Annotated in this window: 10 protein-coding genes; 3 read left to right on the top strand and 7 right to left on the bottom strand. The window is 39.6% G+C overall.

The window, feature by feature from the left end; translation table 11 throughout:
* Nucleotides 1-251 precede the first annotated feature (251 nt).
* The 5 genes from nth to BC008_RS12335 all read right to left on the bottom strand — a co-directional run bounded on the left by nth (nucleotide 252) and on the right by BC008_RS12335 (nucleotide 6,986).
* Nucleotides 252-920, bottom strand: coding sequence for an endonuclease III (nth, locus tag BC008_RS12360; protein WP_058183438.1), 669 nt, complete (start codon nucleotides 918-920; stop codon nucleotides 252-254).
* Nucleotides 921-978: 58 nt separating this feature from the next.
* Nucleotides 979-2,073 (bottom strand): RIP metalloprotease RseP, encoded by a 1,095-nt coding sequence (gene rseP, locus BC008_RS12355; protein WP_027846670.1) that lies wholly within the window; start codon nucleotides 2,071-2,073, stop codon nucleotides 979-981.
* A gap of 646 nt (nucleotides 2,074-2,719) precedes the next feature.
* Nucleotides 2,720-4,000 (bottom strand): serine--tRNA ligase, encoded by a 1,281-nt coding sequence (serS, locus tag BC008_RS12350; RefSeq protein WP_027846669.1) that lies wholly within the window; start codon nucleotides 3,998-4,000, stop codon nucleotides 2,720-2,722.
* 205 nt (nucleotides 4,001-4,205) lie between these two features.
* Nucleotides 4,206-5,597: an RNA-guided endonuclease InsQ/TnpB family protein gene (locus tag BC008_RS12345; RefSeq protein WP_027843226.1), complete on the bottom strand. Its 1,392-nt coding sequence runs from the start codon at nucleotides 5,595-5,597 to the stop codon at nucleotides 4,206-4,208.
* An 807-nt stretch (nucleotides 5,598-6,404) separates the two neighbouring features.
* Complete coding sequence (locus BC008_RS12335; RefSeq protein ID WP_027843224.1) at nucleotides 6,405-6,986, bottom strand: DUF3611 family protein; 582 nt, start codon at nucleotides 6,984-6,986, stop codon at nucleotides 6,405-6,407.
* An 892-nt stretch (nucleotides 6,987-7,878) separates the two neighbouring features.
* Between BC008_RS12335 and BC008_RS12330 the strand changes: the two genes are divergently transcribed.
* Nucleotides 7,879-8,226: a PadR family transcriptional regulator gene (locus BC008_RS12330; protein ID WP_027843223.1), complete on the top strand. Its 348-nt coding sequence runs from the start codon at nucleotides 7,879-7,881 to the stop codon at nucleotides 8,224-8,226.
* Between the two features lie 52 nt (nucleotides 8,227-8,278).
* Nucleotides 8,279-8,809, top strand: a complete 531-nt coding sequence (locus BC008_RS12325) for a cofactor assembly of complex C subunit B (RefSeq protein ID WP_027843222.1) — start codon at nucleotides 8,279-8,281, stop codon at nucleotides 8,807-8,809.
* 498 nt (nucleotides 8,810-9,307) lie between these two features.
* Here BC008_RS12325 and BC008_RS12320 read toward each other — a convergent pair whose 3' ends face one another.
* Nucleotides 9,308-9,631 (bottom strand): DUF3155 domain-containing protein, encoded by a 324-nt coding sequence (locus BC008_RS12320; RefSeq protein WP_027843221.1) that lies wholly within the window; start codon nucleotides 9,629-9,631, stop codon nucleotides 9,308-9,310.
* Between the two features lie 271 nt (nucleotides 9,632-9,902).
* Here BC008_RS12320 and BC008_RS12315 point away from each other — a divergent pair, with 271 nt between their 5' ends.
* Nucleotides 9,903-11,222, top strand: coding sequence for a sensor histidine kinase (locus tag BC008_RS12315; RefSeq protein WP_027843220.1), 1,320 nt, complete (start codon nucleotides 9,903-9,905; stop codon nucleotides 11,220-11,222).
* 217 nt (nucleotides 11,223-11,439) lie between these two features.
* Here BC008_RS12315 and BC008_RS12310 read toward each other — a convergent pair whose 3' ends face one another.
* Nucleotides 11,440-12,681 (bottom strand): S-layer homology domain-containing protein, encoded by a 1,242-nt coding sequence (locus BC008_RS12310; protein WP_027843219.1) that lies wholly within the window; start codon nucleotides 12,679-12,681, stop codon nucleotides 11,440-11,442.
* Between the last annotated feature and the right edge of the window lie 467 nt (nucleotides 12,682-13,148).

Below are 13,148 nucleotides of genomic sequence, written 5' to 3'. Positions count from 1 at the left end.
GTTCTAGTAGTTGTTTTATAAAACAGCACAGTCTATTTTAGCGAATGGAATGCCTTGTGACATAAATTCTAGAAATTGATTACCAGAAATTGATTACCAGAAATTGATTACCAGAAATTGGTAATTAGAAACTGGTAGTTAGAAACTAGGGATCAGGTAATTCTCACCCAAGCAAGACTTTTCACCAATTACCAATTACCCATTACCAATTACCCATTACCCATTACCAATTACCCATTACCAATTACCCATTACCCAATATTAGCCGAAGGACAAATATCCGCTAACTGACAAACCTCACAAGCAGGAGAACGCGCCTTACATATAGCTCGACCGTGGTATATCAACCTAATAGACCAATTTTCCCAATCTGCTTGCGGTAAAAGTTTCATTAAGTCACGCTCGATGCGGACGGGGTCTTGATGCTTGGTAAAACCCAAACGTTGACTAAGACGTTTAACGTGAGTATCTACGGTGACTCCTGCATTAATTCCAAATGCATGGGCAAGAACAACATTAGCAGTTTTTCTCGCAACACCGGAAAGCTGCAATAAATCTTCCATACGTCCGGGAACTTGAGCGTCAAAGTCATCAACTATTTTTCGACAAGCAGCTCGGATGTTTTTAGCTTTATTACGATAAAAACCTGTGGAACGCACTAATTGCTCTAGCTCTTCTAAATCAGCATTTGCTAAGCTTTCTGCATCGGGAAATCGCGCAAACAAATCGGGTGTTACCTTATTCACACGCTCATCCGTACACTGAGCGGAGAGAATAGTTGCTACCAATAACTGCACTGGTGAGTCGTGGGTTAAAGAACAAGTTGCATCTGGATACAAACGCTTCAAGCGTATGAGAATTTCCAGCGCCCTAATTTTTTGAGATGAACGTTTTGCTTTACCACTCACCTGCTTTTGCACCCATAAATAAAAATTAATGATTTTTGGGTATTATAGACGTTCTTATCCCCTGAGAAATCTAATTGAGTGCTTGATATAAAAGCTGGGTAGTTTCTTTAACAATCAGAAAAATCCCCAATCCTAGAATCAGCACAAAACCCGTTCCCATGACTCCTTCTTGAATCTTGCTGGGTAATGGCTTACCCATCACACCTTCAATCATTAGAAAAGCTAATTGTCCACCATCCAAAGCAGGTAAAGGCAAAATGTTAATAATTGCTAGGTTGATGCTAATTAAAGCAGCAAAGAAAAATAAATTTCCGACATCATTTTGAGCAATGTTAGCCCCAATTTCTACAATTTTAACTGGCCCTGCCAGATCGTTAGCCGTTTCTTGGAAGTTAGTAGCTAATTGACCGAAACCTTGAAATGTCATGGTAACGATGCGCTGAAACTCAGTAGCACCCAGACTAAAAGCTTTGACAATATTCCGTACTGGTTTGCGCTCAGTTTTGACATTTGGTGTCAGTCCAACCCCAATGGTTCCACCGTTAGCTTTAGCTTCCGGAACTATGGTTAAAGATAGTTGTTCCTCACCACGGGAAATTTGTAGCTGGATTTCTTTCCCAGCATTATTTTTAACAATTTTCTGAAAACTTTCTATTTCTGTTGGTGAATCACTAAATTGCCGGCTGTTTGCTGCTAAGACTACATCTCCTACTTTAATTCCTGCATCAGTAGCTGCAGAACTTACTTCTGGCGCGAGTTGTTCGATGACAATACCAGGCTTAGTATCAACAATTTGCTGGATACCAACAAAGCTCACTTGAGATACCAATAACAAATAAGCAAATATTAAGTTTGCTATCACTCCAGCACTGATGACAATTGCCCGATCTAAGATAGGGCGGTTGCTCAATAAGTTAGGGTCATTACGAGGAATATCACTATCCGGGTCATCGTCAGGAAAAGCTACAAATCCACCCAAAGGAAAAGCCCGAACAGCATATTCTGTTTTCGCTCCTTGGTATTTCAAAATTATTGGACCAAAACCAATTGAAAATCGGTTAACGTGAATTCCTTGGAAGCGAGCTGCAAGAAAATGTCCGAGTTCGTGGACAAAAACTAAAACCAGCACAACTGCGATCGCCGCGAAAGCTGCTAAAACTGACATAGGAATAATTAGCGAATTTATTGGGTTATAGTTACAGGTTTTACAGAAAAATATTGCATTTTACTATAAAACTTTCAATTTGCAAGATATTCTTCTTACAAGACACAGTTATACGCCACTTACTAAAGCCCTGAAAGAGCAATGTAGCGGCTTAATTACTCCCCTCATCAATAGATTAGGAAATACATATTCTTATTTTAAGATCTGTTACAGTCCGGAATGAATCTGGATGATATTTTTTGGGGATTGGCTATTAGGGATAGCACTGCGTGCCGCCGCAAGCGGCATATGGGGATTGGGGACTAGCGATTAGGATTTACGTTAGCAAATTCGCAGATAGCTCAGCTATAATCTGGGACACCGGCGTAAGTATTTAGTACTTCACTACATAAGTTATAAGGAGTATTTCCCAGTCCTATTCATAGAATTTGTGCTGTTAGATAGGGACTTACATTACAGTCCCTAGATCATTGGGTATAAACCCGACAAAATTAATATGGTTAAGTACTAACCTGGCTTTAGCCATAGGTACTGTGTGACGCCTGCAACATATGGTATTAAGAATCGCCCGAATTTTTTTCCCAATCCCTAGTCGCCATATGCCGCAAGGCGGCACGCAGTGCTATCACCAGTCCCCAATCCCAAATCACAATATCTCCCGCTTCAAATAAGGTTGCAGTACTTTTGGTACTCTGACAGTTCCATCTGGTTGTTGATAATTTTCCAAAATCGCTGCCATTGTTCTTCCTACTGCTAAACCAGAACCGTTAAGAGTATGGACAAATTGGGTTCCCTTTTTACCAGTTTCTTTAAAGCGAATATTACCCCTTCGTGCTTGGAAGTCTATACAATTAGAACAACTAGAAATTTCCCGATAAGTACCGGCAGAAGGTAACCAAACTTCTAAGTCATAGGTTTTGGTTGAGGAAAATCCCAAATCTCCGGTACATAGTTCTAATACTCGATAAGGTAACTCCAATGCTTCTAGAATAGCTGCTGCATCTTTGAGTAATTTTTCTAATTCCTCGAAAGAATCACCTGGAGCGACAAATTTTACTAATTCTACTTTATTGAATTGATGTAAGCGAATTAAACCGCGCATATCGCGCCCATAGCTTCCAGCTTCTCGACGAAAGCAGGGAGTGTAAGCACAGTGATAAATTGGTAAGTCCTCCGCAGATAAAATTTCTCCTCGATAAAGGTTGACCAGAGAAACTTCTGCAGTTGGTGCTAGCCACAAATCGTCAGCCCCACATTTGAAACTTTCTTCAGCAAATTTGGGTAACTGTCCGCTTGCTGTCAAAGATTCGGTGTTTACTAAAACTGGTGGTATGACTTCCAGATAACCGGCTTCCACCTGACGGTCGAGCATAAATTGAATTAATGCTCTTTCTAATGCTGCACCAGCCCCAAACAGCGCCACAAAACGGCTTTGTGCTATCTTTACAGCACGCTCAACATTGAGAATACCTAATTTATCAGCAATTTCCCAATGGGGAAGTATACTCTCATCTTTGGGGATATATTCATCTCCCCAACGTCGAACCTCTACATTTTCTTCCTCACTTTTACCCACGGGAGTTGAGCCGCTGGGTAAATTGGGAAGAGCCAATAAAAGCTCCTCGATTTTACCCAACAGTTCTTTTTCTTGAGGTTCTAGCTGACCAATTTCAGCCTTAATGGAAGCACCTTCTTCCCGTAAAGCTTTAATCTCATCGCCCTTAGGGTCGCTACCTGCTTTGATTTTTGTCGGGATAGTTTTAGCAATTTCATTGCTACGTGCTTGAAGTTGGTTGCGCTTCGCTTCTAATTCACGTTGTTTTTGATTCAACTCAATTATTGGTTGAAGGTCGTAGCGATCGCCACGAAGAACCAACTTTTCTTGCACAAATTCTGGGTTTTCCCTTATTTGCTTGATATCGAGCACGGATTTTTCTCAGTTTTCTGCTAAATATTGATTGTCTGCCAACACAACAGAATATAGCAATTTTGACTGACTGTGACTGCTGGATTTAAGAAGGCTAGAAATTTGACATCTCCCCCGGTTAAAACACGGGGGATTCTAAGCTGATATTGCTACGTCAGATGGAATCCGGACTACGCAACGGTTGTGAGTTTCTCGATTCCTCGGACTACGCGACCGTTGTGAGTTTCTCGGATATTGTCCGATTTAGGCAACGCTTACGGTACGTTCTAGTTAAATCACTTAACAAGTCGTATCGTTTTGGGAGTGTCAAAGCTCCCCTACCCACCTTGGTTAGGTCTATACCTAACTGTGTGGCTACTTTTCTTGCAATATTCGCTGCCCCATTGCAATCAGCATTAATTAAAAAACATGAGCCAGTTTTGTACATACCGCGTTTAACTCTTGTTCCCGAGGGTTTCCAGTTCTGGGGTTTTTCACCCACCTTCGGCAGAAAATCATCACTCAAAAAACAACTCTTCGAGGTGTAGCTTTCTTCGGTAATCGTTAAAACTATTCCGTACTCTGGACAAAATTGCTTTAAACGCTCAATCAATCTTCCCGTGGGAATTACTACAAAGTTTTGATTATTGCGTTTACTCATCTTGGAACGCTGCTTTTGACCGTTGTTCCATCCAATGATCAAATTACCAATACCATCATTTAGACAACGATTAACAATAAATCTGGCTGCTTTATTGATAGCATCTCTCGTCTGGTTATTACGTTTACGTTGTACTCTATCAAGATTCGCATCCCAATAAAAGTCTGACTTACCTTGTTTGTACTTGGCAACCAAACGACAGTAACCCTGATTCATTGATTTAAGCTTGCGACCATCAATGATTAAACTTCTCCCACGAGTTGAAACACCTGTGAGCCAATTAGTACCACCGTGGTCAAAACTCCATGCTTGCGAGTAATCAAGGTTAGGGTTATGAGTAATAGGTTCTTTACCATCGTCTATCACCCAATCAACCCAGAATTCACCTAAGTTAGGACGTATTGTTACTTCTTTTACCCAGTCAAAATCAATGAATTCTGGCAAGTGCAAAGATATCTCGTCTATCAAATGTGGCTTAACTTCTTTGCTGATTGGTGGATAAACCCGACCATCAATCAATCTTAAAAGTTGTTTCGGGAATGTAACGGCAGCTAAGCCACCCTTCTTACGGTACTTAGGCAACCTAGGTCTATCAACCTCACCTTTGTAGTAAGCCTTTACCAACCCGTTGTAAGAGGTTATTGATTCACCAACAGACTTTAATGTTTGTTGCGCGGCTTGCGCTGCTAATGCTTTGTAATGCGGGGATTGTTTTAAGGCTTTGTCTAACTCTGGGTACTTAATGTCACATCGATAAGTTTTCCACCCACTACGTAATTCATCGCCTCGCCAATACAATGATTGTGCATTACCCATCTCAGCTAATGCAGAATAATGTTTTTGCTTAGCATAATAAATCGCACAGTTAATTAAACTGTTTGAGTTGCGACATTGGTCAGCCCAATAATCATTCTCCCAATCATTAAATTTAGCTCTAACTGGAATCGTTCTGTACAATTTTGACTCACCTCCTTAGCTTTGTTAACCTACGCTTAGGTTAGCACGTGGAGCTAGATGATGTTCACAAGAAAAGGTCAAAAAGGATTAAAAGATACTCCTTATTACTACGACGAAATCAAGCAACAACACGCAATATATTTGACGCCTACGGCTTGGAATGATTTAAAAAGGAGAGCAAAAGAGAAAGGTATAAGCATTAGCGAATACGTTGAACGATGGATAAGAGACACAGTAAGATAAATCTTGCCGTGTCAGATTTCCACCCCTCGTTAAAACAGAGGGGTTATCATCTTCCTGCATTTACTTGATATTTTCTTTCTATTTGTAGTTATGGGGTAATTTTCCTGCTATCTTCTCTTTAGTCATGCCAAATCCGATTTTAAAAACCCTTTTATATTGTTTGGGATTTTCCCACACTTCCCACACCTCCCCTCTCATTCTTAAAGGGGGTAATTAACCCAAATCTAATATCATATCTTGATATCCCTTATGTAGTTGTTGGAATTCCCCTCAAAATTTCCATAAATTCCAAAACTCTTCCTAACCCCTAAAAATCCAGATTTGTTTCCAAAGATTGTCTGAAGGATGCTAGAACCCAAAAAGCTAATCGGTTGGGTAAATAAATAAAAAAGGAAAATCTATTTATTGTCTAGATTCTCCTTTGTATTCATTAATTTTAGAATTTACTCAGTTTTACAAAAATCGATTTATTTTCCCGATTTTTAGTACTCATATTTTAGTACCAATGTTTTTATCGACATATTTTGATTAGTGGTGAATTTATAGATATTTTCCTTAATCCACCTACCGGGTTATGCGGTTAAGCAACCAAACCGAAGCCACTAGCCCAGCAAAATGGGCTGTGACCGTATTAGTATTTGCTTGAACGACAAAAATATCCAAAGGTTGAATAAAACGACTTGGGTCGGCTTGAGCAATAATTCCAGTACCTATTTGCTGTGAGGTGAGGGATTTAGTTAATAAAGTTCCCACAATGGCTTGTGCGCCAAACAAAGTTAACAGCATGCCGACAAAATGCACTATCATCCCCAAGCGTAAAACTTGAACTGTTTCAGCTTTGCGCGGACGGTTGACAGGATTAGGAGATAAAAGGTCTCTGCCAATTCGCGTATAACGAAAAGCGACAACTATCCCCCCAATCAAAGCAATTAGTCCACTAACAGCCAAAAATATACCAAAGCCGGTGCCTGGATTGCTGTTTCTACCTCCAGTTCTCTGACTGAAAATAGCAAACAATAAAATTCCTCCCGCTACGACACCTAGCACCAACTGAGTCCAAAAACTAATCCAACCAGTAAGGCGAAACGTTTGACCGATTGAGCGGATGTTCGTAGAAGAGGATTGGGTATCGGACTTATCTGACATATATTGATCGTCCACGCGCTAGGCGTTTGATAAATTCACTATGACACTTATCACATTGCTCTAATAATATTTCAAGTACGCAGAATCTGTGATTAATACTGATAATTATGTTTGAATTGATTAACCTAAACTCGATACAAGCCAGATTAAACACTCTGCTTGCATGATATTTGCGGCTAGCTCAGTTCCAACAATCCTTTTGCATTAGTTTATTACCATTGAGGTAAGACCACCATAGGAAGTAAAACTTCATAAATCACATCGGTAAGGGAGTAAATTATATCTAAATTATTTTTTTTGAAAATTTTGTATATAACCATTAAGCTGCAAATTATCTACAATCGTTTGATATCAACTCAAATACCTCAGTGAGGGGTTACACCCTGCTGACATCAAAAAAATATTTACACTGCAGCAAGTGTAGGTATGAGAAGTCTAGCTAACAAAGGCTTAAGTACAAGTACTTTGAAATAACTGGCTAAAGATGCTTCATCTTTAACCACTAATACTGGGATAATTACCGTCAAACAAAGTATTTGTTAATTTTTATGTAAAAAAACGCATTTTGCCTTTAAAATTGCTTAGGTGCCATTTTATGCTTAGGCAGTCCTCACACGCTCGGCATCACTCGACACACAGACGGTAGCAATGCTGCTGTCAGCAAATGCTCCTCACATGCAGCCTATAGGTTGAGTAATTGTATACTCTTAGAGCCCCTGTGCTGCCTAATCTTTCCCTAAGGTGTTAGTGTAAACATTACTTTATTTCGTTTGTGGTTTGGCAATTCAGTTTAAGTAGCGTTATACACTTACTTATTGAGGGATTGCACTATATACTCACAATCGAGATTTAGGCTCAATTATCGGGCATATTTTTTAGCCATTCATTAACCATGAGACTTGAGGATATATATCAGTACTTTGAGAATCCTCCGCCAACTTATCTTTGTCAAGAACTAGCAGTCTGTTATATCTTGTATGTTTTGCTACAAGGAGAGTCGTACGGAACCGAGTTGATCCAAAAATTAGAAACCGAATATACGACCTATCGACTTTCAGATACAGTGCTTTATAGTGCAATCAAATTTTTGGAAGACGAAAAGGCTATCACCGGTTATTGGAAAAAACTCGAGGGACGCGGACGTCCTCGACGGATGTACCAAGTTTCTCCCCAGTGGCAAACTCAAGCACAAGACTTAGCGAATCTATGGCAACAGTACATCAGTAAGAGGACAAATTAGCCAATAATTAATAATGAACAAGTCGCCTCCATTACGGAACTAATAATTAGCCATGGATACCCCTATCCTGCCATCTACGTTGTTGCTAACCTTATTGCTCTGTGTCGGTCAATTCTTCTTTATTCGTGCATCGACTAAAGACCGGACACAAACAGCACAACTGGCATCAGAAAAAGATGAAGCTACTTTAATGCCTCAGTTGCAGGATTATTTTAAAGCGAGGTCTTACCGAGTGACAGCGGTGGACCCGCAAGCGAACCAAGTGACCATGACTGGCTTTGTTAGACCAAGCTGGTTTCTAGCTATCTTTCTCACGCTATTGTCAGCAATTGGTTTACTGTGTATCTCGCTGGTTTTATCACAGCTTTTCCCCCGCTTCAGTATTGCTTTTTTGGGGATAGTCTTACTTTCACCTGCAAGCGGTATATTTTATTGGAAAAAAGCTAAAAAGCTTGAGAATGTTTTGCTTCGACTGGAAGCAAGCGATAGCAAACAAAAATTCCCAAGCAAAATAACTGTAATAGCCCACCGAGATGAACTCATAGAGTTACAGCGGACATTACAGTTAAAGACTGTTGAATAACTCAACACTGTTCGTAACAAGCCTGCGAGTTTGAGTTTCAGTTCTTAAAGACAGAAAGTTGGGAGAATTACAAACAAAAACTTTATGAATCTCCACGATGTAATATCGTGGAGAAAAACAATCTTTCTTGAAAGAGTACACTTAGTGACAAGACGAGCATACTAAGGTTAGGATAGCTCGGAAGCATTTACAACAAATTATCCCAGGCAATATCGTGGATGATATACCAACGCTTTACTTGGGATAATTTGCTTCATTGCAATTGTTTGGTGCATTCTTTTGTGTAAAAATCTACCCCGTAACAAAACGGCAGTTGAGGGTAGTCAAAATTGCCCTTAACTCATTAAGGAAGTAATTTACTGGCAATCCTGCAAAAAAGTTTAAAAAAATCTGAATTTTAGATGCAAACTAATCACTTTTGCCAGTTAATAGTTTTTAAGAACTGTATTCAAACTCTAAAGGAGAGATAAAAATAAATAAAATTATCAACCCCTTTAACTAACGAGCAGCAGCTACAACAGCTAGCATTTCTCGAGTAGAATCCTCCTCTAATGTCCTCAAACTAGGAAATAAAAAGTGGTTTTCCTCAACGTATTGAGCACCGAACAGTCCTTTTTCTGCCCAAAAATAACGATCGGTTGTATGCTCATTACGCTTTACAAGTAACAAAGCTGGTGGGACAATACCTTCTGCTTGAATAAATTTTCTTGCTGCTGTTACAGGCTTATCATCGCCACTCTCTATGCTAAACTGAGGCACATTCTCTAAAATACGACGTCCTTCTTGGCGACGACGACTCTTGCGCTTGCGTCTCCTAGCCAACCTATTTTCCTCCTCTTTCAAGCTTAATAGATTGTAGTGATAGCTACAAAACCCGTCGTAATTATAAAAGTTTTAAACCTAAAAATCAACTGCTTTTAACTTTTGCATACCATAGAAATAATATCTTTAAACGAATATAAACCATTAGAATATCGATATATAATACATTTGGGGAATGCATAACTTTCAGTGGTTTAATTAATCTTTATAGGAAGAGAAAAACAAATAGATTTTATTTTTCTAGTTATTGATTGCAAGTAAGCGTTACAAAATGTTAAGCACCGCCAGTTCTGAGTATGTGGCTCTTTGTAGAGAGCAGATGGCACTGTTAGCCCAAGGGCTGGGAGCGTCTTTGAGCATAGTGTATTTGACCCAAGAATTGGTAGAAGCCTCTTCAATAAGCGAAGCTAAATTAGTACCAATTGCAGTTTATCCAGAGACAGGATTATGGCAACAAAGCGATAAAAATAAAGTTTTGCCCAATCTGAATCAGAAGCTATTAACAGGTGTACAAGAATTAATTTCAGTTCCGCAAGAATCTAAGGGAGGAGATGAAGAGAATTGCCACTCCCAGGAAGAATATTTATTTCGTGGCGACCAAATTGTTTTACCCCTAGTTCATGAAAATGCAATTATGGGGTTATTTGTGACGGTGAGAGATGACCGTGGCTGGAAAGATAGCGAACGGGATGAGATTGAAAGAATTGCAAGAACGCTGGCGATCGCCTGCATTTTGGATCGTCGACAAGCATGGTTGCGTTCTGAGCTAGAACAACAACAAATCCTTCAGGAAAAGCAACAGGATTTATTAGACAATTTACTGCATCAATTTCGCAATCCACTTACCGCATTACGAACTTTTGGCAAACTATTGGTCAAGCGCCTGCGTCCCGGGGATGTAAACAGAGACGTTGCCACATCGATTATTCGGGAGAGCGATCGCCTAAGGGAATTACTAGTTCATTTTGACGAGGTTATTAACCTTACAACAGCAGATATAGTCGCTCCTAAGTTGCCGGGGGATAAAGTCTTAGTGAAAGCAACTGTACAACAACCTTCTTCAGATGTGCCATTATTATTGCCCGGAGCGGGCGAGGAAGGGGGTGAATGCTACTTGGAAGATATATTAGACCCTTTACTGATTTCGGCCCGTGCAATCGCTCAAGAGAGGGGTTTGGGATTAACGGCAGAAATACCTGCCAATTTATCTCCTGTAAATGCTAACTCTAAAGCCCTAACGGAAGTTTTCAGTAATATTATTGACAATGCTTTGAAGTATACTCCTGCCGGTGGTAAGGTTGCGATTACAGTAGGTCACGAAAAAGACGGCTTTCAAGGAATAGCTATTAGTGACAATGGTCCTGGTATTTCGCAAATGGATCTAAAGCATATTGGCGAACGTGGTTACCGTGGAGCGCAAGCTGAAACAGAAATTCCTGGTACGGGATTGGGTTTAACTATCGCCAAACAATTGATAGAGCAAATGCAGGGCGAGATTCAGATTTTTAGCCCTGCTTTAAACTCAGCAATCCCATTGTCTGACAAACCTGGAACTACATTTTTAATTTGGTTACCGTCTGTTGGGGGTTAGGGATTGGCGTTAGCTTAGCGTGACGCGACAGCGTCATATAGGGATTGGGAAGTTCTTAATGCAATAATCTATAAGCATTCACTGGATAATAATACATTTGTATTAGCTAAAGCTATCTCATAAATCCAAACTCATTACTCATTACTTATTACTCATTACTTACTACTTGTTACTCATTACTCATTACTTCTGTCCTGATTCCTGAATTTCAAGACAATCATCGCAATGAGACTTCAAACTGTTCTTCAATTGTCATTTGCAGGTCAGTATCTGGATCGATGACAATCAGGTCAACACTCTTTTTCCCAAAGAAAAGACCAACTAAGCTACCAACTGCAGCACCACCTAAGACTTCTTCTGTTGCTATTGCGCGATCGCCAGTTACTCCTGCGATCGCTGCTGCTGCACCTGCACCAAGGGCTGCATTTTTGAGGGTGGAGCGAAGTCTACTGCCCTTTTTAACTGTTTCAGTTTTAGTAATCACTTCTGAATTTGCATCGATATTGTACTCTTGACCAGAAGTTAAAACTAATTTTTGAGCTACAAATTGGGAGCCACCTTCAGCAGGCTTGAGTTCTCCTATAACTTGGCTACCAGCAGGAATTACAATATCTCCTCTATCTGTAATTACGTTTTGAGATACCGTGAGCGTCAAAGGTGCAGTCTCATCTTTTGTCACCAGAATTTTTTCTGCTTTGTCGTATTTAACAGGAATTACGGTTTCTGCAGGAATGGTAACTGCAACAGGAGTGGGTGGAGATGATTTAAAAGCTACGATGTAGGGGGAGGAGATTGCTGACGCTTGGTTGTTACTAACTAATGCTTGATAAATAAAAGCTGCAACTTGGGCTCTTGTTGCTGTTGCTTTAGGATTGAGGGACTGAACGTTAGGGTAGTTAACTACTATTTGTTTTTCTGTTGCTGCAGCAATTGGACGACGAGCGTAGTTGGAAATATTAAACGAATCATTGTAGTACTGCAGCGTGTTGATTGAGCTATTGCTTGGGCTGTAATCTAAGCCGTTAGCAAGGGAAACTAAGACCTGTTCCCGAGGAATATTTTGATTGGGTGCAAAGCGATTACCGGGATATCCAGACAAGAAACCTGTGGTGTAAGCTTCTTGAATTGCGCCGTAAGCCCAATAATTTCTAGATACGTCGTTGAAATTAACTGCTCTACGTTCAGGTGCTTTTTGGAAAGCTTTACGAATCATTGCAGCGAATTGAGCTCGGGTGACTGGTTGCTCTGGACGAAAAGAACCATCGGGAAATCCAGCAATGACATCTCGTCGTGCTAACTCTTGAATAAATTCTGCAGCCCAATAATTAGATGAAACGTCATAAAAATTAGATTGAGCCAAAGCAGGTGCAGAAGCAACTAACGGTGCAATACTTCCGGCTGTAATTCCAATTGCCATAACTGCAGCACATTTAGATTGCCAACTAGATTTTCCAAACATTTATTTTAACCCCAATTTATTCTGTTTAATTCTGTTAATTATTCAGACAATACTCAAAATAAAATGTTCCATTTTAAACTAATGAAAATTATATTTTTGCTGAAGTAAAATATAATTAAAAGTATAGGTAAATAATGAAATAATCTTGACGTATTCACAATCAAATAGTTGCTTACTTTTCCCAGAAAATTATTTTATTTAGCAAATGAGATAATAAACTATATAGAAGTGAATATGACTTTATTTTTGTTGTTGATAATGGAATTTCACTTTACCCACAGGTATTTTAAACCCATGATGTAGGCTTGCACCAACGAGAATCTGCGGAGTATTACTAGATATAAATCAATGTACTTCGTATTTTCTCTTAGTCGCCTTTTCGGATGATTTACACTATAAATAAAAAATCGTTAATATCCTCAAACGGTGTATTTATATAAAATCGCCGAATTTTCATTCAATTTCAT

Origin of the sequence: Mastigocoleus testarum BC008 (assembly GCF_001456025.1) — a bacterium.
Classification (GTDB): Bacteria; Cyanobacteriota; Cyanobacteriia; order Cyanobacteriales; family Nostocaceae; genus Mastigocoleus; species Mastigocoleus testarum.
The sequence above is the reverse complement of the archived record's forward strand: the minus strand, read 5'-3'. Positions and strand labels throughout refer to the sequence as shown.